The organism is Streptomyces sp. TS71-3 (assembly GCF_018327685.1).
Classification (GTDB): domain Bacteria; phylum Actinomycetota; class Actinomycetes; order Streptomycetales; family Streptomycetaceae; genus Streptomyces.
The window spans coordinates 2,291,549-2,318,025 of the sequence record NZ_BNEL01000001.1; the positions used below are offsets into that span (position 1 = coordinate 2,291,549).

Annotated in this window: 21 protein-coding genes; 15 read left to right on the plus strand and 6 right to left on the minus strand. The window is 73.3% G+C overall.

The window, feature by feature from the left end; genetic code table 11:
• Positions 1-242: 242 nt before the first annotated feature.
• Genes Sm713_RS09395 through Sm713_RS09405 form a run of 3 tightly spaced genes read right to left on the minus strand, consistent with a single transcriptional unit; the run spans position 243 to position 6,305 of the window.
• Positions 243-899, minus strand: a complete 657-nt coding sequence (locus tag Sm713_RS09395) for a hypothetical protein (RefSeq protein WP_212909185.1) — start codon at positions 897-899, stop codon at positions 243-245.
• Positions 896-1,327 carry a hypothetical protein gene (locus Sm713_RS09400; RefSeq protein WP_212909186.1) on the minus strand — a complete coding sequence of 144 codons (432 nt, stop codon included), beginning with the start codon at positions 1,325-1,327 and terminating at the stop codon, positions 896-898. The genes Sm713_RS09395 and Sm713_RS09400 overlap by 4 nt, the downstream gene beginning before the upstream one ends.
• A gap of 40 nt (positions 1,328-1,367) precedes the next feature.
• Positions 1,368-6,305: a CHAT domain-containing protein gene (locus Sm713_RS09405; RefSeq protein WP_212909187.1), complete on the minus strand. Its 4,938-nt coding sequence runs from the start codon at positions 6,303-6,305 to the stop codon at positions 1,368-1,370.
• 389 nt (positions 6,306-6,694) lie between these two features.
• Between Sm713_RS09405 and Sm713_RS09410 the strand changes: the two genes are divergently transcribed.
• From Sm713_RS09410 to Sm713_RS09440, 7 genes are all read left to right on the plus strand, one after another.
• Positions 6,695-7,924, plus strand: a complete 1,230-nt coding sequence (locus tag Sm713_RS09410; protein ID WP_249416189.1) for an ABC transporter substrate-binding protein — start codon at positions 6,695-6,697, stop codon at positions 7,922-7,924.
• A gap of 49 nt (positions 7,925-7,973) precedes the next feature.
• Positions 7,974-9,083, plus strand: coding sequence for an ABC transporter ATP-binding protein (locus tag Sm713_RS09415; RefSeq protein ID WP_212909188.1), 1,110 nt, complete (start codon positions 7,974-7,976; stop codon positions 9,081-9,083).
• Positions 9,080-10,063, plus strand: a complete 984-nt coding sequence (locus Sm713_RS09420) for an ABC transporter permease (protein WP_249416190.1) — start codon at positions 9,080-9,082, stop codon at positions 10,061-10,063. The genes Sm713_RS09415 and Sm713_RS09420 overlap by 4 nt, the downstream gene beginning before the upstream one ends.
• The gene (locus Sm713_RS09425) at positions 10,063-10,950 is read left to right on the plus strand and encodes an ABC transporter permease (RefSeq protein WP_212909189.1); all 888 of its coding nucleotides are present in this window, start codon (positions 10,063-10,065) and stop codon (positions 10,948-10,950) included. Before Sm713_RS09420 ends, Sm713_RS09425 begins: the two co-directional genes overlap by 1 nt.
• A 423-nt stretch (positions 10,951-11,373) precedes the next feature.
• A complete protein-coding gene (locus tag Sm713_RS09430) occupies positions 11,374-12,222 on the plus strand; it encodes a GNAT family N-acetyltransferase (protein ID WP_212909190.1) in 849 nt (282 codons plus the stop codon).
• A 199-nt stretch (positions 12,223-12,421) separates the two neighbouring features.
• Entirely contained in the window at positions 12,422-12,991 is a 570-nt protein-coding gene (locus Sm713_RS09435; RefSeq protein ID WP_212909191.1) for a GNAT family N-acetyltransferase, read from the plus strand.
• 183 nt (positions 12,992-13,174) lie between these two features.
• Positions 13,175-14,878, plus strand: coding sequence for a proline--tRNA ligase (locus Sm713_RS09440; RefSeq protein ID WP_212909192.1), 1,704 nt, complete (start codon positions 13,175-13,177; stop codon positions 14,876-14,878).
• Between the two features lie 288 nt (positions 14,879-15,166).
• On the opposite strand, the gene Sm713_RS09445 is transcribed toward Sm713_RS09440, so the two are convergent.
• From Sm713_RS09445 to Sm713_RS09455, 3 genes are read right to left on the minus strand one after another with little or no spacing between them, the layout of a single operon-like run.
• A complete protein-coding gene (locus tag Sm713_RS09445; RefSeq protein WP_212909193.1) occupies positions 15,167-16,099 on the minus strand; it encodes an aminoglycoside phosphotransferase family protein in 933 nt (310 codons plus the stop codon).
• 31 nt (positions 16,100-16,130) lie between these two features.
• Complete coding sequence (locus Sm713_RS09450) at positions 16,131-16,697, minus strand: ferritin-like domain-containing protein (protein ID WP_212909194.1); 567 nt, start codon at positions 16,695-16,697, stop codon at positions 16,131-16,133.
• Complete coding sequence (locus tag Sm713_RS09455) at positions 16,694-17,287, minus strand: hypothetical protein (RefSeq protein WP_249416191.1); 594 nt, start codon at positions 17,285-17,287, stop codon at positions 16,694-16,696. The genes Sm713_RS09450 and Sm713_RS09455 overlap by 4 nt, the downstream gene beginning before the upstream one ends.
• A 353-nt stretch (positions 17,288-17,640) precedes the next feature.
• On the opposite strand from Sm713_RS09455, the gene rimP reads away from it, so the two are divergent.
• The 8 genes from rimP (at position 17,641) to Sm713_RS09495 (ending at position 26,222) form a co-directional block, all read left to right on the plus strand.
• Positions 17,641-18,213: a ribosome maturation factor RimP gene (rimP, locus tag Sm713_RS09460; protein ID WP_212909195.1), complete on the plus strand. Its 573-nt coding sequence runs from the start codon at positions 17,641-17,643 to the stop codon at positions 18,211-18,213.
• Between the two features lie 2 nt (positions 18,214-18,215).
• Complete coding sequence (gene nusA / locus Sm713_RS09465; protein WP_212909196.1) at positions 18,216-19,268, plus strand: transcription termination factor NusA; 1,053 nt, start codon at positions 18,216-18,218, stop codon at positions 19,266-19,268.
• 302 nt (positions 19,269-19,570) lie between these two features.
• Positions 19,571-19,846 carry a YlxR family protein gene (locus Sm713_RS09470; protein ID WP_212909197.1) on the plus strand — a complete coding sequence of 92 codons (276 nt, stop codon included), beginning with the start codon at positions 19,571-19,573 and terminating at the stop codon, positions 19,844-19,846.
• A gap of 165 nt (positions 19,847-20,011) precedes the next feature.
• Positions 20,012-23,080 (plus strand): translation initiation factor IF-2, encoded by a 3,069-nt coding sequence (infB, locus tag Sm713_RS09475; RefSeq protein ID WP_212909198.1) that lies wholly within the window; start codon positions 20,012-20,014, stop codon positions 23,078-23,080.
• A 138-nt stretch (positions 23,081-23,218) separates the two neighbouring features.
• Complete coding sequence (locus Sm713_RS09480; RefSeq protein WP_212909199.1) at positions 23,219-23,512, plus strand: DUF503 domain-containing protein; 294 nt, start codon at positions 23,219-23,221, stop codon at positions 23,510-23,512.
• Between the two features lie 88 nt (positions 23,513-23,600).
• Positions 23,601-24,107: a 30S ribosome-binding factor RbfA gene (rbfA, locus tag Sm713_RS09485; protein WP_212909200.1), complete on the plus strand. Its 507-nt coding sequence runs from the start codon at positions 23,601-23,603 to the stop codon at positions 24,105-24,107.
• On the plus strand, positions 24,104-25,021 hold the full coding sequence (gene truB / locus Sm713_RS09490) for a tRNA pseudouridine(55) synthase TruB (RefSeq protein WP_212909201.1): 918 nt from the start codon (positions 24,104-24,106) through the stop codon (positions 25,019-25,021). Before rbfA ends, truB begins: the two co-directional genes overlap by 4 nt.
• 244 nt (positions 25,022-25,265) lie before the next feature.
• On the plus strand, positions 25,266-26,222 hold the full coding sequence (locus tag Sm713_RS09495) for a bifunctional riboflavin kinase/FAD synthetase (protein WP_212909202.1): 957 nt from the start codon (positions 25,266-25,268) through the stop codon (positions 26,220-26,222).
• The last annotated feature ends 255 nt before the right edge of the window (positions 26,223-26,477 follow it).

A 26,477-nucleotide genomic window follows, 5' to 3' on the forward strand; every position in this document is an offset into this window, starting at 1 on the left:
GAGGCACCCCTCGCGCCGGGCGGCGCACGTTGCCTGGAGTGCCCGTCCGGCTCCGCTCGCTCGACGCCGGGGATGGCGGTTTCGCCGGGTTCGGCACCGCCGGGCACCTTGTCGTTGGTTGCTTGCCGGAGCGGCGGGACTGGGCGCGGATGGCGTTCGACGTACCGGCCGGCCCGGAGTGCGCCTCGGGGCGCGCAAGCGCACCCCGCTCGTGGGCGGGGAACAGGCCACCCCGACGTGGCCTAGCAGCGGGACACGACGCGCAGATCGGTGACCTTCTTCGTCGGCACGACGAGCGCCTCCGCCTCTCCCGCCCGGTGGATCCGCACGCTCGCGCCGTCAGCGCTCTCCAACCTCCCGCACGTCGACCTCCCGTCGTGCGTGACCGTCACGTACGCGGGCGGGGCCGGGGCCGCCTCCGGGGCCCACCAGGTCGCGACGATCCCCATGAGCAGGCACACCAGCGCCGCGGCGACGATGGTGCGGGCGCGCCTCAGCCGGGCTGCCGCTGTGTCGGCCAGGGCGATCTGGTACGCCGCGACCGATGCGTGGCGGCGGTGGATGTCCGCCAGCGTCACGGTGCCCTCACGGGTGCCGGCCTGCGCCCCGAGGGCCTGCCAGAGCCCCGCCAGGGAGAGCGCGATGCCGCCGCCGATGAGCAGGGTGACCGCCGTGCGCCAGCCCAGGGTGAGGTGGGCCGTCGTGTCGCGGCCCTTGATCACCGCGCCCGTGGTGACCAGCGTCACGAAGGCGGCGAGGCCGTTGCGCCAGGCCTCCGCGTTGGCACGGACCGTGGGCAGGGAGGCTTCGGCCAGGGCGGCGAAGCGGTCGCGCTCGGCCAGGTCCGCCGGCGTCGGAGGGCGCTCGGGCAGCCGCGGCCGAAGGGGCGTGTCGTTCACTGCTGTCCGCCGGCGGGTCCGCGGTCGGCGGCGAGCTCGATGCGGAAGCTGACGCCGCAGCCGCCGGTGGCACTGGCGTCGGCGGTCCCGGGGCCGCCGGTCGGGTGCGCGACGCCGCACGAGCAGGTGACGTCCAGCACGACCGGCTCGCGCGAACCGGCAGGCTCCACCAGGTCCCTGCCGCCGCTGCCCGGCACGCCCGCGCGGCTCTCGCCGAGCCCGTTGGAGACGGCCGTCAGAGGACGCCGGTCGGTGAAGCGGTGCACGCAGCGCGGGCATGCGCCTTCGACGACGGCCGAGGAGACGTTGTCACTCGCCGTCACCGACGCGGTGAGGGCGCCCGACTCCAGGAGACGGAACGCGGCCTCGGTCCAGCGGTAGTCCGAGGTCTGTTCATACGGGATGGGAGGCTGGGGCTGCTGGGTCATGGTCACCTCTGCCGGGACGCGGGTTCGCGGATGGAAGGGGTCAGGATCCGAAATGGACGTACGACGCCCACTTCACGGGTTCCGTGGGGTCGCTGTCGCGCAGCGCGCGAACGGCTCGGTGGAGCGCCGTGGCGGGCTCCACGCCGCTGCCGGACGACGCCGACTCCCGGTAGAAGTGGTCCGACAGGACCGCGGCCGAAGTGTCGCCGACGGACCAGCTGGTAGCGACGATGTGCCGGAAGCCGGTCAGCTGTACGGCCGCCGCGAGGTGGATCGCCTCGTCCGCGAGGTCGGGGACGCCCGTGGCGGTCTGGCATGCCGACAGGAAAGCCAGCTCGGCGTCGCCGAGTTCCACCGACGCGATGTCCGCGATGGACAGTGGACCGTCGTGGAGGCTGAAGGCGCTCGCCGCGGGATCGGCGAAGTCCTGGGCCGCGTGGCAGGCGAAGTGGACGCGGTCGCAGCGCGGGAGCTCGTCGAGGACGGCCCGCCGGGTCGCCGCCGACCCGGCCAGGCTCACCACCTCGGTCGTGTGCACGGCGTGCCGGCGCAGGCCGGCCAGCTCGTCGGCGACCGCCGGCAGAGCGGGCAGTCCCGGGGTCTCCTGCAGCGCGATTGCCAGGTGCCGTCGCATGGTCGGCTCCGAGCGCCGGGTCCGGCCGCGGGACAGCGCGGCAAGCGTCGGCGTGTACGAGGAGACCACCAGGTCGGCGGTCCACATGCCGTCGGATCCGGTCGCCGAACCGTGGCGGGGGTGGTGGCCCGCGGCGTGCAGCGGCAGCAGGCCGAGCAGTCCGACCGGACACCACCACAACCGCGGTGGCGCACCGTCCGGTTGGACGCGGAGCTGCCGGCCTTCGTGTTCGAGCCGTGCCAGGATCGGTCCCACGATGTCGTCCCACAACCAGCCGAGGACGTCGTGGTTGACGTGCCGGGCCCGCTCACGGGCCAGGAACGACGCGCTGGAGCCGGTCTGGACCCGCAGGGCGGACAACAGGTCCTTGGCCTTGCCGGACACGCTGCCCGTGGAGACCCCGGGGAGCTCCACGACCTCGGGTTCGGGCTCCTCGTCGCGGACGATCAGCGCATGGCACCCGTGAACGCTGGCGTTCACGATGACCACCGGACCGTCCGCGGCAGCGTGCTTCAGCTCGGCGTACGGCGTCGGCCCGAGGAAGTGCTCGAACCCTTCGATCCGGCGGACCCGCTCGACCGTCTCGTCCCATTCCCGGGCCAGTTCCCGGCGGCGCTCGGCGGCTTCCGCGGGGAACACCGGCCCCTGGATCCCGTCGGCCTGAGCTGCCAGGCGGTGCGGCTCGCCGAGGGGCGAGGACGCCTCGGGCCGGCTGACGGGCGAGAAGGCGTCGAGCCGGGTCCGCAGCGCCGTGAGCCGCTCGGCCAGAGCGGGGTGGGAGCGGGCCAGATCGCCGAGGTCGCTGCGGAGGTGCAGTGCCTGGGTCCAGAGGACCGACCTGCTCTGTTCGAGCATCTCGACCGCGGTGGCCGGCTGTCCGGCGGCGATGGCGGCCCCGGCGGCTTCGGAGGCGAGCCCCGACCATCTGCGGAGGGTGTCGCTGCGTACCTCGGTCCGCATCCCGTGCCAGGCCGCCGTCGGCAGGTTCCGGACCGCGAGACCGTAGTCGGCGAGCGCTCCGTCGATGTCGCCCCGCTGCGCCGCGAGCCGGCCGGCGTGCAGCGCACACCGCGTGACCATGTCCGGGTCGCCGTAGGGGTCCCGGGCGGCCTCGCGCCAGCACGCCAGGGCGGCCGCCTGATCCCCGTCGTCCCCGGTGGCCTGGTGGCGCTGCTGGAGGATCAGGCCCAGGGACCACAGCCACTCGGTGCGGCGGGCGTCTCCCGGCTGGGTGGCCTCCACGGCCTGCCTGGCGCTGGTGACAGCCTGGTCCAGCAGGGTCGTGTCCCGCCCGACCTGGGCCGCCGTGGTCAGCGCCACAGCCCGGTTCCGGAGGAAGATGCCGTGGTCGGCGGAGCCCGGGCGGGCCGTGTCGATCATCCGCTTGCTGACCCGCAGCATCTCGGCGACGTCTGTGGCGTCGGGTTCGCCGGGGAGGCCGACCCGCGTGATGAGGAGCCAGGAGAGGATCGAGAGCGGCTGGCTGGCGATGTCCTCCGGAAACTCGTGTTCCGCCTCGGAGGCCAACGTGATCGCTTCGTCCAGGACCGCGCGGTCGCCGGTCCACTCGTGGACCTCCATGAGCACGTGCGCGAGTCCGACGGCGGCCGTCGCCCGCTGCAGCGGATCCCTGGACGCCCCCCGCAGGGCGGTGCGGTGGGCTTCGACCGCCGCGTGCATGTCCAGGACGTCGCCCAGGTGCGTGTGCCGGACCCGCAGCGCCATGCCCAGGCTGTAGAAGTCCAGCCAGCGCCTCCGTTCGTCGGAAGAGCCCGCACCCGTCACTTCGCGCATCTCGGCCACGGACCGGTCGAAGTCCGCCGACGATCCGGTCAGCAGTGCCCGGGCCTGCACGTAGACAGCGTGGGCCTGGAGGCTGAACGGGCGTTGCGTGTCGCCGTCGGGCATGGCCGCGAGCGCCGTTTCCAGGGTCGAGATTGCTTCGTCGAGGTCCGCGGCGTTCCCGGTCTGCTGGTAGCGGGTGAACAGTGCCGACGCGAGGCGGGAGAGCGAAGTGATGGACGAGGATGCGTTCGCGGTGTCGCAACGCACCGCCTCCCGTCCGGCGGTCACCGCCGCGTCCAGGTCGGCCCTGTCGCCGGTGTGACGGAAGCGCCAGACGAGGGTCCTGCTCAGTTCGGCCAGGCTCGCCGGCCGGCAGTCAGGCGAGGGAAGCCCGTCGGCCACCGCGTCCCGGATGACCGCGACGACGCGCTCCAGGTCGCCGGGGTCCCGGCGTTCGTCGTAGCGGAGTCGGAGGGCGAAGGCCAGCTTGGGGAGATGCGCCGCGCGGTCCGTGGCGGTCGGAAGCACGGTGTGCAAGGCCCGCTCATGGGCCTCGACCGCGGCATCGAGGTCGGTCGCGTCACCGTCCCTGAGGAACCTGCTGAGCAGGGTGTCCGCAAGGTTCGACAGGTAGATGCCGAACTGCGGATCGTCCGGATCCGCGGCGGCGGTGACGTCCCTCATCACCCTGATGGACTCGGCGCCGTCCTCCGGCGAGCCGGTCACCCGGTAGCGGGTGGTGAGCGCCATCGCGAGGAAGCCCTGGCGTATCTCGCGGTCCCTGTCGTCGGCCGCGGTGCGCGGTGCGGTCGATCTGGCCAGGTCGACCAGGGTGTCCATGGCGGCGAGGTCGGCTGTGCTGCGTGATCGCATCGAGAACCGGGCGTTGTCGATTTCGAGTCCGACATGGGCCGGGCGGTTGGCTTCCTCGGCCCGGACATCGAGGCGGTGGACGACCCGCAGCAGCGTCTCGGCCGCCTGTCCGAAGTCAGGGCGCGCGACGGCGAGGCACTCGCGGGCGGCCTCGAACACCCGGTCCAGGTCGGTCCGGTCACCGGTGTGCTCGAAGCGCAGTGCGAGGGCGTGGAGCCTGCCGGCGAGTCGCGCGTCCCGCTCCGGGTGGTCGGGCGGCGTTGCCGCCAGGATGGCCGCCCAGAGGCCGATCGCCTCGTCCAGGCAGGGCAGGTCGCGCGTCTTGTCGTACAGCGCGAGGTCGGCATGGAGGAGATTCCCGTAGGTGAGCATCCCGTCCTCGCCGTCGCCCGGCGAGGTCAGCGCGACCGCGGGACGCCCCACACGAACCGATCGTCGCAGATCGGCGAGGTCACCACCGTGTTCGAACCTGAGGCGCAGTCGATAGCAGAGATCGGACAGGGCCCGGACCCGCGAGGGGCTGCCCTCGGTCGCCCCGGCGACCGCGTCCTCGCACGCCTGGACGCTCTCTTCGAGATCGGCCGGATCACCCTCGTTGTCGAACCGGTGGTACAGGGCGTTGCCCAGGTCGACCAGGAAGTCCACCCTCCGGGCATCGTCCCTCGGCATGCGGGCGAGCGCCGTCCGCCACGACGCCACGCCCTCGTCCAGGTCGGCCCGATCCCGAGTCTTCGCGTACCGGGCCCGAAGGCTCCTGTCGAGCGTCGTCAGGGCGGACGCGTACTCCGCGTCGGAGCCGTGGATCGTGTCGCGGGCGAGCCGGCTCCACCGCACGGCCGCGTCGAAGTCGGCCGGCGAGCCCGTGATCCCGGCCAGGTGCCGGTACGCCCGCCCCAGCCGGTGGTGCCTCAGCCAGAGGAACTGGTCGCCGGGCGGCGTGCTGGCGATCGACTCTTCCAGGCCCCGGACGGCCTCTTCGAGGCATGCCCTGTCTCCGGTCTGGTCGTACACGGCCAGCAGGGCCTCGGCCAGCAGCGACAGCCTGCGTGCCCGGTCCCGGCCCGGCGGTGAGAGACGGACGGCTTCCCGGCGGGCCGACACCGCCTTCCGCTCGTCCGCCACGTCCCCGGTGGCCTCGTGGCGTTGGTGGTAGGCCTCCCCCAGACGCGAGAGGGCGGGAATCCTGCCCGCGGGATCCGGCGGCGCTGTCCGGAGGCCCCACAGCACGCGCTCGATGGCCCGGTCGACGGGGCCGGGGTCGGTGCCGTCGAAGAGGGCCAGCAGCCTTCCGGCGCAGTCGACCACCCAGCGCAGGCGGTGGCCCGCGTTCGTCGAGAGGGTCCCGACGACGTCCGCCACCTCGGCGGGAACCAGGTCCGGGAACGTCTGCCGCAGCCCGAGGAAGAAGCCGATGGCCTCGTCGACTTCGACCTTTCCGACGGCGGTGCCGGACACCATGCCACGCAGGACGCGGAACCGGGCCAGCTCCGCCAGCGTGGCCACGTCGTATTCGGGCTCGCCCGCTCGGCCCACCCGGACCGCCGCGGTCAAGGCCGCGGCGTGCTCGGCGTCAGCCTGACGAGCGGTCAGGTGCCGAGGGTCCCCCTCCGCCTCGAACAGGGCGATTCTCCGTCGGATGGCCGAGGCCGGGCCCAGGGCAGCGTCGGATGTCGGTTCCTCCCCCATCGCCCCAGACTACCGAGAACGTGCTTTCCCGTACGGCGGTCCGACTTCGTGACGGCGGCACGCGGCCGCCCACCGGTGCCGGATCGAGATCGTTCCCCTGCGAGCGCCGCCGGTGTACGGGCCGGCCCCGCCTGCGGGCGGGCTCGGTGCGGGCGAGCCGCACCCCGCCCCTGCACGGGCAACAGCGCACCCCCGACAACTGCCCCACGCGCCCGCGGCACCCCGGGCAGCGGCTGAACGGCACCTGAGGTGCCCGCGCCGTCTTGACATGTCCAAGTGGAGAGAGGGATCTTTTGCGGCGTCAAGAGGCGTACGGGTAGGGGCGATCCGTGCGGCTCGTCGCCCGAGAAGCGCTATGTGCACCGCCAGGTGCCGCGCAGGGAGTCGCTTTGACCATCGGTACGCAGCACCATGCCCGTCCCACCCGCCACCGCCCTCAGCGCATGCTGATCACCGGCCTGCTGCTCGCCGCCGCGGCCTTCGGCTGCGGGGCGCCCGACTCCGGCACCGCGGACGACCAGGGCAAGTCCCAGAAGGTCCCCGCCAAACCGAGCAAGCCCGTGGACCTGGAGATCCTGGACGTCGCCGGAAACCTCCAGCTCACCCAGGCCATGATCGACGACTTCCGCAAGCAGCACCCGGAGATCGTTGGCAAGATCACCTACTCCAAGGCCCCCGCGCCGGACCTCGCCGGCAAGATCAAGGCGCAGCAGCAGGCCGACCGCGTCCAGATCGACCTGGTCCTCACCGGCACCGACGGCCTCGCCGCGGGCATCTCCCAGGGCCTGTGGTCCGACATGAGCAGCCACCAGCAGGCCATCGGCAACCCCGACTACCTGCCGCCCGCCGCCGATATGGCGGGGCTCGCCCAGGGCAAGGGCACCGCCATCGTCTACTATCCGTCGGGCCCGCTCGTCGAGTACAACCCCGACGCCGTCAAGACCCCGCCCAAGACCCCGCAGGAGCTGCTGGCCTGGGCCAAGGCCCACCCCAAGCGCTTCCAGTACGCCGATCCGGCCAACTCGGGCCCCGGCCGCACCTGGCTGATGGGCCTGCCGTACCTCCTCGGCGACAAGGACCCGAGCGACCCCGAGCACGGCTGGGACAAGACCTGGGCCTACCTCAAGGAACTGGACAAGTACGCCGCCGTGTACGCCTCCGGCACCGCCGAGACCATGAAGAACCTGGCCAACGGCCAGATCGACATGACCACCAGCACCACCGGCTGGTACATCAACCCCCGGGCGCTCGGCACCGTCCCGAAGAAGATCAAGGCGGCCCACTTCGACAACATGACGTGGGTGACGGACGCCCAGTACGCGGTCGTCCCCAAGGGCGTCGACGCCGACACCATGTCCGCCGACCTCAACCTCATCAAGTGGATCCTGACGCCGAAGCAGCAGGCCAAGGCCTACGACGACGGCTACTTCTACCCCGGCCCCGCCGTCAAGGACGTGCCGCTGTCCATGGCGCCGGCCAAGTCCCAGCAGGTCGTCAAGGAGTACGGGGTGCCCGAGTTCGACCAGTGGATCGACCAGTTCCCCAAGAAGCCCTCCCTGCCCGCGGACGCCCAGGTCACCGCGTTCGACCTGTGGAACCGTCAGGTGGCCGGCAAGTGACCCACCACATCCACCGGCAGCCGGCGACCGCGCCCCGGGTGAGGCGGCGATGACCCACTTCACCACCCTCCGGCTGGAAGGCGTCTCGCGCAGCTTCGGCCGGCACCAGGCGCTGGCCGGCCTCGACCTGGAGATCTCGGGCGGCGAGTTCATCGCGCTGCTCGGGCCCTCCGGGTGCGGCAAGTCCACGGCGCTGAACTGCCTCGCGGGCCTGCTGCCGCTCACCGGCGGCGCGATCCAGCTCGACGGCCGCCGTATCGACCGTCTCGCGCCCGAGCGGCGCGGCTTCGGCATGGTCTTCCAGAACTACGCCCTCTTCCCGCACATGACCGTGCAGGGCAACGTCGCCTTCGGCCTGAAGATGGCCAAGGTGCCGAAGGCGGACGCCGCTCGCCGGGTGGCCGAGGCGCTGGAACTGGTGCACCTCACGGACCAGGCCCACAAGCGGCCGGGACAGCTCTCCGGCGGCCAGCAGCAGCGCGTCGCCATCGCCCGCGCCATCGTCCTCGAACCCCGCCTCGTCCTGATGGACGAGCCGCTGTCCAACCTCGACGCGGCGCTCCGCCTGGAGATGCGCGCCGAGATCCGCCGCCTCCACCAGCGGCTCGGCCTGACCACCGTCTACGTCACCCACGACCAGGAAGAGGCCCTGTCCCTCGCCGACCGCCTGGTCGTCCTGCGGGACGGCCGCACCCAGCAGATCGGCACCCCCGAGGAGGTCTACGCCACCCCGGCCAACCGCTACGTCGCGTCCTTCATGGGCTACCGCACCATGCTCGACGCGACCGTCGTCACCGGCGGAGCGGAGCCGGTCATCGAGGTGGCGGGCGCCCGGCTGGCCGGGCAGGACCGCGACGGGCTGACCTCTGGCGCCCGCGCGGCGGTCGCCATCCGGCCCGAGGACCTGGACGTCACCCAGGACGCCGCGGGCGGCGGGCTGCCGGCGACCGCCGAGGTCGTGGAGTACCACGGCCGCGAGCTGGCCGTGCAGGCCCGCCTCGCCGACGGCCAGCCGGTGCACTTCCGCACCCGCACCAGGCTCGCCCCCGACGACGAGGTGCGCCTGGTGGCACCGCCCGAGCGCGTCCTGGTCTTCGCACCGGACGACGCCCCGGACGCCCCGGCCGCGCCCGCGCCGGCCCCGGCGGTGGGCACGTGAGCGCCCCGGAGGCCGACCCGGGCCGGCCGCCCACCGCGCGCACAGGTCATGGGAGCGTTTCCCCGGCGCCCGACCCCGCATCCGGCGGGGCGGGCCCCGGGGGGCGCCCGGCGCTGCGCCACCGCCTCGCCGAGCGCGGCGTCGACCGCACCCTGCTGCTGGTCGTGCCCGGCGTGCTCTTCCTCGTGCTGCTCTTCTGCTACCCGTTCCTCTACGGCATCGGGCTCTCCTTCCAGCCGCAGAAGGGGGGCGGAGCCCTCGCGAACTACCACCGCTTCTTCAGCGACCCGTACCTGCGGGGCACGATCTGGACCACGCTCGGGCTCGCCGTGCCCGCCGCGCTCGTCAACTGCCTGGCGGCCGTACCGGTCGCCTTCCGCACCCGCGCGCCGTTCCGCGGCCGGCGGCTGATCACCACCCTGCTGGTCATGCCGATCACCCTCGGCACGGTGCTCACCGCCGAGGGGCTGCTCGGCTACCTCGGTCCCAACGGCTGGTTCAACAAGGCCCTGATCGGCATCGGGCTGATCGACAAGCCGCTGAGCCTGGTGCACAACTACTGGGGCGTGCTGGCCTCGCTCGTGATCACCGGCTTCCCCTTCTCGTACCTGCTCACGCTCTCGTACCTCACCGGGATCGACCCCAGCCTGGAGCAGGCCGCCGCCACCCTCGGCGCGGCCCGGTGGGACCGCTTCCGGTACATCCTGCTGCCGCTGCTCGCACCCGGCCTGGCGATCACCTTCAGCCTGTCGTTCGTGCTCGCGTTCGCGGTCTTCCCGTCCGCGCAACTCGTCGGCGACCCGCGCGGCAGCACCCATGTGATCTCCATCGAGGCGTACCAGGCCGCCTTCCAGAGCTTCGACTACTCGATGGGCTCCGCGATCGCCATGATCATGGCGGCCGTGATGCTCGTCGTCGTGGTCGTCGTGCTCGCCTGGCGTTCGCTGCTGTACCGGGGTGCGACAGGAGGAAAGGGCTGATGACGGACGTCGTGCGGAAGCCGGACGGCGCCCCGGCCGCGGGTCCCCCCGCGGAACCGGGCAAGCGCTGGTACCAGCGCCCGGGGAACTGGGTCGCGATCGTGGTCTTCGGGTTCTTCTTCGTCAACCTCGCCGGGATCATCGGCGTCCCGCTCGCCGACTCGCTCGGCACCCGCTGGTTCACGAGCTGGCTGCCGGACGGCTGGACCACCAAGTGGTACGGGTCGGCCTGGCAGGAGTTCTCGCTCGGGCAGGTCTTCTGGACGACCGCCCTGGTGGCCGTCCTCGTGGTCGCCGTCTCCGTGGTGCTCGGGGTGACGTCCGCGTACGCGCTCGCCCGGCGGGACTTCCCCGGCAAGAAGGCCGTCATGCTGCTCTTCCTGCTGCCGATCCTGGTGCCCCCGCTGACCTACGGCATCCCGCTGGCGACCGTCCTGTACAAGTTCCACCTGGCGGGCACGCTCACCGGGGTGGTGCTGGCGAACCTGGTGCCGTCCGTGCCGTTCGTGGTGCTCACCATGACCCCGTTCATCGAGCAGATCGACCCGCGCATCGAGGCGGCGGCCCGGATGTGCGGGGCGCGCACCTGGTCGGTGCTGGTACGGGTGCTGGCGCCGCTGCTGGTGCCGGGCATCCTCGCCGCGTCGGTCCTGGTGCTCGTGCGCACGGTCGGCATGTTCGAGCTGACCTTCCTCACCGCGGGGCCGGACAGCCAGACGCTGGTGGTGGCGCTCTACTACGCGGTCTTCTCCGCGGGCATCCGCACCCAGCAGTCCATCGACGCCATGGCCGTGATGTACACGGCGTCGATGCTGGTGCTGCTGGTGATCGCGCTCCGCTTCGTCAATCCGACCCAGCTGGTGACCCGGGTCCGGGAGGAGAGGTAGGCCGGGGCGGCCCGGGTCCGCTCCCCGGCGCCCTCTTCTGGGCGCGCCTCGAAGGGGGCGCGCCCCTGACGGGCGCTGTTGGCTGCAAGGGGCACCCCGGTGCCCTGAAGGGGCGCGGGGCCGTGTCGATGTGCGGCTCCGCCGCGCGGGCGCGAGCCGGGGGCCTCGAAAGGGGGCGCGGGGAACTGCGCGGACGGTTACCACGGGCCCGCGCACCGCCAGGTGGGGAGCCCAGGGGCGGGCTCCCTCACGCACCCGAGGGGAACCCCACCGGCCAGGATGACCGGATACGGCGGGACCCACCCCTCCGGGCCGGAGGACAATGAGAACCGGGACCGGCGAGCCGGTCCCGGCCCGCGCCGCTCCAGCCCTGCGGGTACAGTGCCAGGACCCCAGAAGCCCGTCCGGTGAGGCCGCCCATCCGTGTTGACGCAGACCACCACCCGGGTCCTCGAACCGAGTGACCTGGACGCCGCGCTGGCGGTACTCGGCCGCGAGCCGGTCGCCAACGCCTTCGTGACCGCACGCGTGCAGGTCGCCGGGCTCGACCCGTGGCGGCTCGGCGGCGAGATGTGGGGCTGGTATGCCGACGGCATGCTCCAGTCGCTCTGCTACGCGGGGGCCAACCTCGTCCCCATCTGCGCCACCCGCGCCGCCGTGCGCGCGTTCGCGGAGCGGGCCCGCAGGGCGGGGCGGCGCTGCTCGTCCATCGTGGGCCCCGCGGGGGCCACGGCCGAGCTGTGGCGGCTGCTCGAACCCTACTGGGGCCCGGCCCGCGAGGTCCGCCCCCACCAGCCCCTGATGGTCACCGACCGGCTGCCCGCCGACGTCGCCCCGGACCCCTACGTCCGCAGGATCCGCAAGGACGAGCTGGAGACGATCATGCCGGCCTGCGTGGCGATGTTCACCGAGGAGGTCGGCGTCTCGCCGCTCGCCGGCGACGGCGGCCTGCTCTACCAGGCCCGGGTCGCCGAACTCGTCGGCTCCGGGCGCTCCTTCGCCCGCCTCGACCAGGACGGCGGGGTCGTCTTCAAGGCGGAGATCGGCGCCGCCACCCCCCAGGCCTGCCAGATCCAGGGCGTCTGGGTCGCCCCCGAGTACCGCGGCCAGGGCCTCGCGGCGCCCGGCATGGCGGCGGTGCTGCGGCACGCCTTCGCGGACATAGCCCCGGTCGCCAGCCTCTACGTCAACGACTTCAACCACGCGGCGCGCGCCGCGTACCGGCGCGTCGGCTTCCAGGAGGTCGGCGCGTTCATGAGCGTGCTGTTCTGACTCAGCAGAACCGGTTATGCGACCGGGCGCCGGGCCTGTGAGGGCACCCCGCGAGGAGCGCGGACGACCCGCGTGGACCAGTCCCCGCCCGCCCGCGCTCCCGGGCACGGCACACCGCACCCCACCAGGCCGGTGACCGGAGCGCCCGGGGCCGGGTGCGCGTCCGCGACCGGTCCGCCCGCGGGGTAGTCTCCCCGGCATGCTGCGCATCCCCGGCCGCTCCCCCCACGCTCCCGACGACGATGTGGTGATCGCGCCGCTGGACCTGGCCGCACACGTCGACGACGCGCTCGCCGTGCAGGCCCACGCCTTCGGGCTCAGCGACGACGAGATCAGCGTCCGCCGGCAGATCGTGCTCCGGCACATCACCTACCCCGGCGCCCGCTCCCTCGGCGCCACCCGCACCGACGGCCGCCTGGTGGGCTTCGTCTACGGCATGCCGAACGACCGCGCGCACTGGTGGTCCACCGTCGTCGCCCCCTACCTGCGCAGCGAGGGCCAGGACGGCTGGCTCGACAACTCCTTCGTCATCACCGAGCTGCACGTGCTGCCCGCCTACCAGAACCGCGGCATCGGCCGCGCCCTGATCACCACCCTCACGGACAGCGCCGAGCAGCCACGCTCGATCCTCTCCGCCATCGACACCGAGAGCCCGGCCCGCGGGCTGTACCGCTCGCTCGGCTACGTCGACCTGGCCCGGCGGGTGCACTTCCCCAGTGCCCCGAGGCCGTACGCGGTGATGGGCGCGCCCCTGCCGCTGTGCCGGTAACGGGCCCGGTGGGGGAGTGCGGCGTACCGCGCCGGGCGGGTGCCCGTGGCGGTGGCCGGTGGCGGCGGAGGCCCGCCGGGCGTCCGACCGGGACCCTGGTGGGCGATTTCGCCATGGATTTCCGCTGCCCCAGGCCGCCCGGCTAACCTCTCGCCCATCACCCATTCGTAGCAGGAGATCACCATGGCCCAGGTCCAGCGCATGTCCCGGTTGATGATCAAGACACTGCGCGACGACCCGGCGGACGCCGAGACGCTCAACCACAAGCTGCTGGTCCGCGCCGGCTACGTCCGCCGCACCTCGGCGGGCATCTGGTCCTGGCTTCCGCTCGGCATGACGGTCCTGGAGAACATCTCGCGGATCGTCCGCGAGGAGATGGACGCGATCGGCGCCCAGGAGGTCCTGCTGCCGGCCCTGCTCCCCAAGGAGCCCTACGAGGCCACGGGCCGCTGGGAGGAGTACGGCGACCTGCTCTTCCGCCTCAAGGACCGCAGGGGCGGCGACTACCTCCTCGGGCCCACCCACGAGGAGATCTTCACCCAGATCGTCAAGGACCAGTGCACGTCCTACAAGGACCTGCCGGTGATGATCTACCAGGTGCAGACGAAGTACCGGGACGAGGCCCGGCCCCGCTCCGGCGTGCTGCGCGGCCGCGAGTTCCTGATGAAGGACTCCTACTCCTTCGACACCACCGACGAGGGCCTCGCCGAGTCGTACGCGCTGCACCGCGCCGCGTACCGCAAGATCTTCGACCGGCTCGGCTTCGACTACCGCATCGTCTCCGCGGTCTCCGGCGCGATGGGCGGCTCCGCGTCCGAGGAGTTCCTCGCCCCGGCCGCGGCCGGCGAGGACACCTTCGTGGACTGCCCGTCCTGCGACTACGCGGCGAACACCGAGGCCGTCACGTTCAAGCCGGCCGAGCCCGCCGCGGACCCCGCCGGCCACCCGGCCATGGAGGACCTGGACACCCCCGACACCCCCACCATCGAGACGCTGGCCGCGCACCTCGGCGTGCCGGCCTCGGCCACCCTGAAGAACCTGCTGGTCAAGGTGGACGGCGAGATCGTCGCCGTGGGCGTGCCCGGCGACCGCGAGGTCGACCTCGGCAAGCTCGGCGAGCACCTGGCGCCCGCCGTCGTCGACCTGGTCACCGCCGAGGACTTCGAGGGCCGGCCCGACCTGGTGCGCGGCTACGTCGGCCCGCAGGGCCTGGACAAGGTCCGCTACATCGCCGACCCGCGGGTCGCGCGCGGCACGTCCTGGATCACCGGTGCCAACAAGCCCGACACCCACGTCAGGAACGTCGTCTGCGGCCGTGACTTCGAGGTCGACGACTACCTGGACGTGGTCGTCGTCGAGGCCGGCGACCCCTGCCCGGCCTGCGGCACAGGGCTGAAGCTGGACCGCGCCATCGAGATCGGCCACGTCTTCCAGCTCGGCCGCAAGTACGCGGACGCCTTCCAGCTCGACGTGCTCGGGCAGAACGGCAAGCCCGTGCGGGTCACCATGGGCTCCTACGGCCTCGGGATCACCCGGGCGGTGGCGGCACTGGCCGAGCAGACGGCCGACGAGCAGGGCCTGTGCTGGCCCCGCGAGGTGGCGCCCGCCGACGTGCACGTCGTGGCCGCCGGCAAGGCCCTCCAGACGGAGCTGGCGCTCTCCCTCGCGGAGCAGCTCGGCGAGGCCGGGGTCCGCGTCCTGGTGGACGACCGCGCGGGCGTCTCACCCGGCGTGAAGTTCACCGACGCGGAGCTGATCGGCGTACCCACCATCGTGGTCGCCGGCCGGCGGGCCGGGGAGGGCGTGGTCGAGGTCAAGGACCGCAGGACGGGGGAGCGCGAGGAACTGCCGGTCGCCGAGGCGATCAGCCGGCTCACGGCGGTGTGAGGCGGACGCCTGCCTGACGACGGCTCGGCCGCGGGGAACGGTGGCGGCGAGGCCGCAGGGAACGGCGGAGGTAGAGGGGCGGAGGGGCGCCTCAAAGTACCGCCCCTCCAAATCCGCCGCCGCGGCGCGCAACCAAACACAAGCTGACCGGCGGTGCCGATCCCACCGCAGGTGATGGCTGCCCCAGACTCGGAGAGGCGGACAACGGGCCCGTCACCCCAGCGAGGAGGCCCGCCGCAGGCGAGGGGGCTCGCCGCCCAGGCGAAAGGGGCGCCCACAAACATCCGCCTACAACCACGTCGCGAACTCGAAGAGCAGCTCCGCGTCCTGGACACGCCCCACGCGCAGTGCCCGCACCGCCGACTCCACGGTGCGAAAGAGCGTCCACGCGCCCAACCGCTCCCGTTCCACCTCCAGGGACTCCGCGAGCCGCTTCACCCGGCGCCGGGTGATCGCGGGGCCGGACGGCGAGGCGATCACGTCCTCCACCCGGTCCCGCACCAGCCGCGCCACATCGAAGGCGCACTCGCCGACCACCGGATCGGGTCCGACGGCGAGCCACGGCATCCGCTCGCCCGCGAGCACCTTGCTCTGCCGGAACGCGCCGTGCAGCAGCCGTGCCTCGGGCGGCGCCGCCAGCAACTCGTCCCGGGCCCTGAGCGCCGCCTCCGCGAGGGCGGTCACCTCGGGATCGCCGGACGCCTCGGCGCCCTCCCGCACCGCCTCCGCCTGCCGCCGCGTCCGCGCGCCGACCGTCTCGAACGCGCCCTCGCCGGGCGGCTCGACCCAGAGCCGCCGCAGCGTCCCCGCGGCCTCCAGCATCGACCTGGCCTCCGGCAGCGACCGCACGGGGACATCCGGCCGCAGCCGTTCCAGCAGCAGCGCACCGTCGTCTTCCAGGCCGTCGAGCAACCGGACCGCGCCGCGCCCCGCCCAGTGCGCCAGCGCAGCACGCTCCCGGTCCGGGCGCGCATGCGGCGGTGCCAGCTTCAGCACCGCGGGGCCACCGTCCGCGCGGAGCACCAGGAGGACCAGGCTGCTGCCGCCTCCGGGGGCGTGCACCCGTTCCACGGCCAGTGCCCACCGGGCCACCGCGGACGCGACGAGGTCCGGCAGCACGGCGAGCCAGTCGGCAGCCGGGGCGCCCGCGCCCGGCTCGGTCCCGTCCCGCCGCGCCTCGTCGAGCGCGCGCACCAGTCGCTGCGGCGGTTCGAAGGCCATGTGCGAGCCGTCCCTCTCCGTACGCCGCTCCCTAGGGGCGCCGAGCGGCCGGCGCGCCCTGCGCCGCCGGTGCTCCGGCCTCCGCGGCACGCTCGGCGAGCCCGGGGAAGGGCACGCTGGAGCCACGCCACCTGGCCGCGCGCACCGCGGCGTCCCGGAGCGCGTCCGCCGCCGTGCGCCGGCGGGTCCCGCTGCCGGCGCGCACCAGGTCGGCGTAGGCCCCGGCGACCCGGTCCTCCAGCTGGGCGGCGAGCCGGACGGCGGCCGCCGCGTCGGTCACCTGGAACGGCAGCGCGTACCCGGCCGCCGCGGCGTGCGGCGTGCCGCCCAGGTCGCGCACCGCCCGTGCCAGGTCGTCACGGCGCGCCCGGTGGGCGTCGAACGCGGCGCGCGCGTCGCCCTTGCGGTCCGCGGCGATCCGCGCGCCCACCACCCCGTAGCCGTACACGGCGGCGTGCTCCGCGGCCAGCGCGGCCTGCACCGCCGCCACCTCGCCGGAGCGCGCCGGCGGGTCCTCGGCGTCCTTCGCCCCCTCGTCCCGCGCCTGAGCGCCACCGCCGCCCGTGTTCCGCACGGCATCCCGCAGTCCCTGGCTCATCCCTCGCCCTCCGTCAGCAGATACGCGTGCGCCGCCCCCGCGGCGGCCACCGAGGCCAGCAGCCGCGCGAACTCGCCGGGCAGGCCCCCCAGCGCCGCCATCCGCCGGTCCGCGAGGGCCCGTTCGGTGGTGGCGAGCCCTGTCAGCGCGTCCTTCTCGCCCGCCGGTGCGTCCGCGGGCGCCGTACCGGCCACCGCGCCCGTCCCGGGGCCCGGGGCCGCCCCGGACGGGCCCGGGGAGGCCGCCGCATGGGCGCCGCGGCCCGCCCGGGACCCCGGCGCCGGCGCGGGGCTCCCGCCGAACGCGGCCACGTGCCGTACCGCCTCCGCGCGCAGCGGGGTCAGCCGGGAGCTCAGGGACGGATGTGCCGCGAGCACCGCGTCGTACCGTCCGACGAGGTCCGAACTCTCGCGCGCCGCGCGGGCGCGCGCCTTCTCGGTGGCCGAACGCTCCCGGGCCGCGCGCTCCGGCCCGTCGTCGGTGCACCCGGCGGTCAGCACGGCGCCGGCGGCCGCGCCCGAGGCGCCGAGGAGGAACGTTCGTCTGTGCGGCCTGCCCAGGACGGCGGGCGGCAGGGGGGTGCGGGACACGGCACACGTCCTCTGGGGGGGGGTCGGGTCTCGCACGAGCGGCGAGGCGAGGGCGGATGCGATCACCGTACCCGCGCACCGCCCGCCCGCCCCTCATCGGCTCGGCTCCGCCCGCCCCCAGGCGCGCCACGGGGCGCATCCCCAGCCGGGCCGGGATCCCCCCACTGCTCCCAGCCCACCCACGCGCGCGTCAGCGGGCCTTTACCAGGCCAGAAGCCGCCCCGGACCCGGTGGACGGCACCACCCCTACGGACCGGATACGCTTTGACTCGACGCCACTCATTCCCCCATGCCCCTATGTCCCCTATCAACCGTTCTCCCACAACAGCACACGCGGCCGAGGAGTCACCCGGATGAGCACCACCCAGAGCGAGAGGCTGCGGGAACTGCTGGAGCCGCTGATCGGCTCCAGGGACCTGGACCTCGAAGAGATCACCGTGACCCCGGCCGGCAGGCGGCGTGTGCTCCGTGTCGTGGTGGACTCCGACTCCGGCGTGGAGCTCGACACCTGCGCCGAGCTGAGCAGGGAGATCTCCGGGAAGCTCGACGCCACCGACGCCATGGGCGAGAGCGAGTACGTCCTTGAGGTGACGTCCCCGGGCACCGACCGGCCCCTCACCGAGCACCGCCACTACGTGCGCGCGCTGGACCGGCTGGTCAGGTTCCATCTGACGCCCGAGGCGGCGTCCGGCGCCGGCACGGGGGAGCTGACCGCGAGGATCACCAAGGTCGACGACGAGGGCGTCGACGTAGAGGTGCCCGGCGTGAAGGGCCGCAAGCCCACCGCCCGCAGGCTCTCCTTCGGGGACATCGCCAAGGCGCGCGTGGAGATCGAGTTCAACCGCCGGAGCGGGGGCTCCCCGAGCGGCCCGGGCGGCACCGGCGACACGGACGCCGACGACACGAAGAACGCAGAGGAGGCGTAGCCGTGGACATCGACATGAGTGCCCTTCGGGGCTTGGTCAGGGAGAAGGAGATCTCCTTCGACCTGCTGGTCGAGGCGATCGAGTCGGCCCTCCTCATCGCCTACCACCGCACGGAGGGGAGCCACCGCCGCGCGCGCGTGGAACTCGACCGCAACAGCGGCCATGTGACGGTCTGGGCGCAGGAGACCGCAGAGGACATCGCGGACCTCGAGGACCTGGCGGAGGGCCAGGAGCCGCGCGAGTTCGACGACACCCCGAGCGGTTTCGGCCGGATCGCCGCGACCACCGCCAAGCAGGTCATCCTGCAACGCCTGCGGGACGCCGAGGACGACGCGACCCTCGGCGAGTACGCGGGCCGCGAGGGCGACATCGTGATGGGCGTGGTCCAGCAGGGCCGCGACCCGAAGAACGTCCTCGTGGACATCGGCAGGCTGGAGGCGATCCTGCCGGTCCAGGAGCAGGTGCCGGGCGAGACCTACCCGCACGGCATGCGGCTGCGCTCGTACGTGGTCCGGGTGGCCAAGGGCGTCAGGGGCCCCTCCGTGACGCTCTCGCGCACCCACCCCAACCTGGTGAAGAAGCTGTTCTCGCTGGAGGTCCCGGAGATCGCCGACGGTTCCGTCGAGATCGCCGCGATCGCCCGCGAGGCCGGCCACCGCACCAAGATCGCGGTGCGCTCGGTCCGCTCCGGGCTGAACGCCAAGGGCGCCTGCATCGGGCCCATGGGCGGCCGTGTCCGCAACGTGATGGGCGAGCTGAACGGCGAGAAGATCGACATCGTGGACTGGTCCGAGGACCCGGCGGAGATGGTCGCCAACGCCCTCTCGCCGGCCCGGGTCTCCAAGGTCGAGGTCGTCGACCTCGCGGCCCGCTCGGCCCGAGTCACCGTCCCCGACTACCAGTTGTCCCTGGCGATCGGCAAGGAGGGCCAGAACGCCCGCCTGGCCGCCCGCCTGACCGGCTGGCGGATCGACATCCGCCCGGACACCGAGCAGACGGGCCCGGCGGAGCAGGAACGGTCGGGCCCGGCCGGCGGACCCTCCCGCACGGCCTGAAGGCGTTCCCGCTGCCTTGAGGGCGCGGGAGGCCCCCGGGAGGTACCCCGAGAGGCTGCCTGAAAGGCCCCTACTGCCTCGAAAGCGTTGGAGTGCCCCTGGAGTGCCCCCTGGGGGCACCCCCACGTGTCCGGGACCCCAGAGGACCCCGGGACCACGCCTGACCTGTGCCCTGCGGGGTACTGTCGGGTAGTGGGACGGTCACCGTCCGGATCGGGACATTGTTCCGCGGTGATCAGGACGACTGGTGTTCGAATGCTGCCCCGATCGGGTGAGGTCGGCGTGGGGAGGTAGACTTAACGGTGTCTGGCCGGACGCATGTCCGTGTATGCCCTGAGCGCACCTGTGTGGGCTGCCGGGAGCGGGCGGCCAAGCATGATCTGTTGCGGATCGTGAGGGTGGAGGACGCGTGCGTCCCCGATCTTCGCGGTACGCTGCCCGGCCGGGGTGCATATGTGCACCCCGTCCTGGTCTGTCTGAACCTGGCAGAGCGCCGTCGGGCGTTCACCCGGGCATTCCGTGCCCGGGGGCAGCTCGACACCGGTGCGCTGCGCCGGGCCGTCGACGACAGCCCCTGAAAGCAGGAGCACCCGTAAGAGGAGCCGTACGGATCCGCCGTGCGGCCCTGGTACCTCGCGAGTTGGAAGTAGGTCGAGATTGCGATGAGCACTCGATGAGTACGCGATGAGTACGCCCATGAAGTAGCGACGGTCCGGCGGTAACCCGGACCTAAAAGGAGCGAAGTGGCTAAGGTCCGGGTATACGAACTCGCCAAGGAGTTCGGTGTAGAGAGCAAGGTCGTCATGGCCAAGCTCCAGGAACTCGGTGAATTCGTCCGTTCGGCGTCCTCGACGATCGAGGCGCCCGTAGTACGCAAGCTGACAGACGCCTTCCAGCAGGGCGGCGGCAACGGAAACGGCTCCGGTCGTTCCTCCGCCAAGCCCGGAGCACCCAGGAAGGCGGCCCCCAAGCCCGGAGCGCCCGCACCGGCCCGGCCGCAGGCGGCCCGTCCGGCCGCCCCGAAGCCCGCGCCGCGTCCCGCGGCGGAGCAGCCCCCCGCGGCACCGGAGCGTCCCGCGGCGGCCCCCGCACCGGGTCCCAGGCCCACGCCGGGTCCCCGGCCGGCCCCGAAGCCGGCGCCCGCGGCCCCCGCGGCACCGGAGTTCACCGCCCCGCCGGCAGCCGCGTCCGGGCCCGCCCCGGCCGCGCCCAGCGGTCCGCGGTCCGGCGGCGCGGCGCGCCCCGGCGCCCCGAAGCCCGGTGGCGGCCGGCCGGCCGCACCCGGCCAGGGCCGCGGCGGCCAGGCCCGTCCCGGCGCCCCCTCCCCGCGTCCCGGTGGCCGCGGATCCGGCCCGCGCCCGGGCAACAACCCCTTCACCTCCGGTGGTTCCACCGGCATGGCGCGCCCGCAGGCGCCCCGGCCCGGTGGCGCGCCGCGTCCCGGCGGAGCCGGTGCGCCCGGCGGCCCGCGCCCGCAGGGTGCCGGCCAGGGCGGTGCCCGTCCCGGTCCCGGCGGCCCCCGGCCGACCCCGGGCGGCATGCCCCGCCCGCAGGCCCCGCGTCCCGGTGGCGGCCCCGGTGGCAACCGCCCGAACCCGGGCATGATGCCGCAGCGCCCGGCCGCGGGTCAGCGTCCCGGTGGCGGCGGCCCCGGCGGCCGCGGTCCCGGCGGTGGCGGCGGCGGTCGTCCCGGCGGTGGCGGCGGTGGCCGTCCCGGTGGCGGCGGCTTCGCAGGCCGTCCCGGTGGCGGTGGCGGCGGCGGTCGTCCCGGTACCGGCTTCGCAGGTCGCCCCGGTGGCGGCGGCGGTGGCGGCGGTTTCGGCGGTGGCGGCGGTGGCCGTCCCGGCTTCGGCGGCCGTCCCGGCGGTCCCGGTGGCCGTGGTGGCACGCAGGGCGCCTTCGGCCGTCCCGGCGGTCCCGCGCGTCGCGGCCGCAAGTCGAAGCGGCAGAGGCGCCAGGAGTACGAGGCCATGCAGGCCCCGTCCGTCGGCGGTGTGATGCTGCCCCGCGGCGGCGGCGAGACCATTCGCCTGTCGCGCGGTGCGTCGCTCACCGACTTCGCGGAGAAGATCAACGCCAACCCGGCGTCGCTCGTCGCGGTCATGATGAACCTCGGCGAGATGGTCACCGCGACCCAGTCGGTCACCGACGAGACGCTCCACCTGCTCGCCGACGAGATGAACTACACCGTCCAGATCGTCAGCCCCGAGGAGGAGGACCGCGAGCTGCTCGAGTCCTTCGACCTGGAGTTCGGCGAGGACGAGGGCGGCGAGGAGAACCTGGTCGCACGCCCGCCGGTGGTCACCGTCATGGGTCACGTCGACCACGGCAAGACCCGCCTCCTCGACGCCATCCGCAAGACGAACGTCATCGCGGGCGAGGCGGGCGGCATCACCCAGCACATCGGTGCCTACCAGGTCGCCACCGAGGTCAACGGCGACGACCGGCGGATCACGTTCATCGACACCCCGGGTCACGAGGCGTTCACCGCCATGCGTGCCCGCGGTGCCAAGTCGACCGACATCGCCATCCTGGTGGTCGCGGCCAACGACGGCGTGATGCCCCAGACGATCGAGGCGCTGAACCACGCCAAGGCGGCCGACGTGCCGATCGTGGTCGCGGTCAACAAGATCGACGTCGAGGGCGCCGACCCCACCAAGGTCCGCGGTCAGCTGACCGAGTACGGCCTGGTGGCCGAGGAGTACGGCGGCGACACCATGTTCGTCGACATCTCCGCCAAGCAGGGCCTGAACATCGACAGCCTCCTGGAGGCCGTCGTCCTCACCGCCGATGCCGCGCTCGACCTGCGCGCCAACCCCGAGCAGGACGCCCAGGGCATCGCGATCGAGGCGCACCTGGACAAGGGCCGCGGCGCCACCGCGACCGTCCTCGTGCAGCGCGGCACCCTGCGGGTCGGCGAGACCATGGTCGTGGGCGACGCCTACGGCCGGGTCCGCGCCATGCTCGACGACCTCGGCAACAACGTCGAGGTGGCGGGTCCGTCCATGCCGGTCCAGGTCCTCGGCCTGACCAACGTCCCCGGCGCCGGCGACAACTTCATCGTCGTCGACGAGGACCGCACGGCCCGTCAGATCGCCGAGAAGCGCGCCGCCCGCGAGCGGAACGCCGCGTTCGCCAAGCGCACCCGCAGGGTCTCCCTGGAGGACCTGGACAAGGTGCTCAAGGCAGGCGAGGTGCAGCAGCTCAACCTCATCATCAAGGGCGACGCCTCCGGTTCCGTCGAGGCCCTGGAGTCCTCGCTGGTCCAGCTCGACGTCGGCGAGGAGGTCGACATCCGCGTCCTGCACCGCGGTGTGGGTGCGGTCACCGAGTCGGACATCGACCTGGCCATGGGCTCCGACGCCATCGTCATCGGCTTCAACGTCCGCGCCGCCGGGCGCGCGACGCAGATGGCCGAGCGCGAAGGCGTGGACGTCCGGTACTACTCGGTCATCTACCAGGCGATCGAGGAGATCGAGGCGGCCCTGAAGGGCATGCTCAAGCCCGAGTACGAAGAGGCGGAGCTGGGCACCGCGGAGATCCGCGAGATCTTCCGCTCGTCCAAGCTGGGCAACATCGCCGGTGTGCTCATCCGCTCGGGCGAGGTGCGGCGGAACACCAAGGCCCGGGTGCTGCGGGACGGCAAGGTCGTCGCGGAGAACCTCAACATCGAGGGTCTGCGCCGCTTCAAGGACGACGTCACCGAGATCCGCGAAGGCTTCGAGGGCGGTATCAACCTCGGAAACTTCAACGACATCAAGATCGACGACGTCATCGCCACCTACGAGATGCGCGAGAAGCCGCGCGTCTGACAGCGGCGGCACCGGGGCCGGTCGACGGGCGGAATTCCCGTCGATCGGCCCCGGCCGTGCCGTGTACGGTGCTGATGTTCCCGCCAGGCCGTTGGCGGGAGTGACGATCCCGTACCGGCGGGACATCCGGACATACACATGTTTGTGGGGACTCTCTCCTTCGACCTGCTCCTGGGCGACGTGCGGTCGCTGAAGGAGAAGCGCTCCGTCGTCCGCCCGATCATCGCCGAACTGCAGCGCAAGTACGCGGTGAGCGTGGCCGAGGTCGACCACATGGACCTGCACCGCAGAGCGGTGATCGGCCTTGCGGTCGTCTCGGGGGACGCCGGACACATCACGGACGTACTGGACCGCTGCGAGCGACTGGTCGCCGCCCGGCCCGAGGTGGAGCTGCTCTCCACCAGACGGCGCTTCCACGGCGACGAGGACTGACCACCGGCCGGAAGGCCCCGCCGCGCACGGCGGGCGCCGGGCCCCGCGCACAGCAGACAACGAGGAAAGAGAAAAGGGAGACGGACCAGTGGCCGACAACGCGCGAGCGAAAAGGCTGGCGGACCTCATCCGGGAGGTGGTGGCCCAGAAGCTGCAGCGCGGGATCAAGGACCCGCGGCTCGGTTCGCACGTCACCATCACGGACACCCGGGTCACCGGCGACCTCAGGGAGGCGACCGTCTTCTACACCGTCTACGGCGACGACGAGGACCGCGCGGCCGCCGCGGCGGGCCTGGAGAGCGCCAAGGGCGTGCTGCGCTCCGAGGTCGGCAAGGCCGCGGGCGTGAAGTTCACCCCCACCCTGGCCTTCGTCGCCGACGCGCTCCCGGACAACGCCCGCACCATCGAGGACCTCCTCGACAAGGCGCGTGCGGCCGACGCCCGGGTGCGCGAGGTCTCCGCGGGTGCCAGGTACGCGGGCGAGTCCGACCCGTACCGCAAGCCCTCCGACGACGAGGAAGAAGGCGGCGCGGAGGCCGCGGGCGACGGCACCGCCGCGTCCCACGCCAGGCCGAGGGGCGACGCCCCGGAATGAGCCGTACGCACCCCGTGCCCGACGGCCTCGTCATCGTCGACAAGCCGTCGGGCTTCACCTCGCACGACGTGGTGGCCAAGATGCGCGGCATCGCCGGCACCCGCCGCGTCGGCCACGCCGGCACGCTCGACCCGATGGCCACCGGTGTGCTCGTGCTCGGCGTGCAGCGGGCGACCAAGCTCCTCGGCCACCTCGCCCTCACCGAGAAGGAGTACCTGGGCACCATCAGGCTCGGCCAGGACACCGTCACGGACGACGCGGAGGGCGAGGTCACCGCGGCCACCGACCCGACCGGCCTGCCCCAGGACGCCATCGACGACAGGATCGCCGAGCTGACCGGCGACATCATGCAGGTCCCGCCGCGCGTCAGCGCCATCAAGGTGGACGGCAAGAGGTCGTACAAGCGGGCTCGCGAGGGCGAGGACTTCGACCTGCCGCCCCGGCCCGTCACCGTCTACTCCTTCGCCCTGCACGACCGCAGGGAGACGACCACCGAGGACGGCGCACCCGTGCTCGACCTGCTGGTCTCCGTGGTCTGCTCGTCCGGCACCTACATCAGGTCCCTGGCCCGCGACCTCGGCGCGGCGCTCGGCGTCGGAGGCCACCTCGCCGCCCTGCGCCGTACCCGCGTGGGCCCCTACGGTCTCGAGGCGGCCCGCACGCTCGACCAGCACCAGCAGGACCTGACCGTGCTGCCGATCGCCGACGCCGCCGCGGAGGCGTTCCCCCGCTGGGACGTCGACGCCCGCCGCGCCGGCCTGCTGCGCAACGGCGTGCGGATCGACCTCCCCCCGATGTACGAGAAGGCCGGGCCCGTCGCCGTCTTCGACCCCGAAGGGCGGCTGCTGGCACTCGTGGAGGACCTGAAGGGCCGGGCGAAGAGCCTGGTGGTGTTCGCCGGCGGCGAGGGGTGAGGCGCCGCGTGTTCCCCGGCGGCGAGGGTGACGCGCCGCGCACGGCCGGACGTGACGCGGTACGTGCAACGCGTCACAGCGCGGGCCCCGCGTCCCATGCCGATGCATGCCGGAAGCGTCCGGCATGGCACTCTTGGACCTGCGGAACCGGCGGGTTCGAGGGCGGGCCGTCCGCCTCCTGACCGCCCCCGGCGGCGCGGGGTTCGCCGAGCAAGCGATGAGCAAACGACCAAGGAGCGACACCGTGCAGCGCTGGCGTGGCTTGGAGGACATCCCCCAGGACTGGGGGCGCAGCGTCGTCACCATCGGCTCCTACGACGGAGTGCACCGCGGCCACCAGCTCATCATCGGCCGTGCCGTGCAGCGGGCCCGCGAGCTCGGCGTCCCCTCGGTCGTCGTCACCTTCGACCCGCACCCCAGCGAGGTGGTCCGCCCCGGCAGCCACCCGCCGCTGCTCGCCGCCCACCACAGGCGCGCCGAGCTGATGGCGGAGCTCGGCGTCGACGCGGTCCTTGTCCTCCCCTTCACCACCGAGTTCTCCCAGCTCTCGCCGGCCGAGTTCGTGGCGAAGGCGCTCGTCGACAAGCTGCACGCGAAGACGGTCGTGGAGGGTCCCAACTTCCGCTTCGGCCACCGCGCCGCGGGCAACGTCCGCGTGCTCGCCGACCTCGGGAAGACCTACGACTACGAGGTCGAGGTCGTCGACCTCTTCGTGCACGGCGAGGCGGGCGGCGGCGAGCCGTTCTCGTCGACCCTCGTCCGCCGGCTCATCGCCGCCGGCGACGTGGCGGGCGCCGCGGAGATCCTCGGCCGCCCGCACCGCGTGGAGGGCGTGGTCGTGCGCGGCGCTCAGCGCGGCCGGGAACTCGGCTTCCCCACCGCCAACGTGGAGACGCTGCCGCACACCGCGATCCCCGCCGACGGGGTGTACGCCGGGTGGCTGCTCGCCCAGGGCGAGGCGATGCCCGCGGCGATCTCCGTCGGCACGAACCCGCAGTTCGACGGCACGGAACGCACGGTCGAGGCGTACGCCATCGACCGCGTCGGCCTGGAGCTCTACGGGCTCCACGTCGCCGTCGACTTCCTGTCCTTCGTCCGCGGCCAGGCCCGGTTCGACTCCGTCGAGGAGCTGCTGGAGGCGATCGGGGACGACGTGAAGCGGTCGCGGGAACTCGTCGAGGCGTACGACACCGCCCGCTAGGCGCGGGGGGCCATCGGGTTCGGGAACCCCGGTTCCCTAAGGGGGCGCGCGGAACGTCGCGACCAGCTACGACTGGGGGCACCTCCCACGCCCTTCAGGCGGTGGGGGACGTCAGGTTGCCACCGGCCCGAGGGGGCAGTCTCTGTCGTGTCCGGACCACCGGTGGGTGGATGGTTGCTCGCGCAGTTCCCCGCGCCCCTTCGGGGCGCGACCGTACGTGGGGCCGTGCCCCGGTTCCCTAAGGGGCGCGGGGCT

Bases quoted from the DNA above. Each gene is read 5' to 3' on its own strand.
- Sm713_RS09450 (WP_212909194.1), bottom strand. From the start codon at position 16,697: ATGAGCCAGGGACTGCGGGATGCCGTGCGGAACACGGGCGGCGGTGGC.
- Sm713_RS09400 (WP_212909186.1), bottom strand. From the start codon at position 1,327: ATGACCCAGCAGCCCCAGCCTCCCATCCCGTATGAACAGACCTCGGAC.
- Sm713_RS09405 (WP_212909187.1), bottom strand. From the start codon at position 6,305: ATGGGGGAGGAACCGACATCCGACGCTGCCCTGGGCCCGGCCTCGGCC.
- Sm713_RS09480 (WP_212909199.1), top strand. From the start codon at position 23,219: ATGTTTGTGGGGACTCTCTCCTTCGACCTGCTCCTGGGCGACGTGCGG.
- Sm713_RS09445 (WP_212909193.1), bottom strand. From the start codon at position 16,099: ATGGCCTTCGAACCGCCGCAGCGACTGGTGCGCGCGCTCGACGAGGCG.
- Sm713_RS09415 (WP_212909188.1), top strand. From the start codon at position 7,974: ATGACCCACTTCACCACCCTCCGGCTGGAAGGCGTCTCGCGCAGCTTC.
- Sm713_RS09440 (WP_212909192.1), top strand. From the start codon at position 13,175: ATGGCCCAGGTCCAGCGCATGTCCCGGTTGATGATCAAGACACTGCGC.
- Sm713_RS09435 (WP_212909191.1), top strand. From the start codon at position 12,422: ATGCTGCGCATCCCCGGCCGCTCCCCCCACGCTCCCGACGACGATGTG.
- truB (WP_212909201.1), top strand. From the start codon at position 24,104: ATGAGCCGTACGCACCCCGTGCCCGACGGCCTCGTCATCGTCGACAAG.
- Sm713_RS09425 (WP_212909189.1), top strand. From the start codon at position 10,063: ATGACGGACGTCGTGCGGAAGCCGGACGGCGCCCCGGCCGCGGGTCCC.
- rimP (WP_212909195.1), top strand. From the start codon at position 17,641: ATGAGCACCACCCAGAGCGAGAGGCTGCGGGAACTGCTGGAGCCGCTG.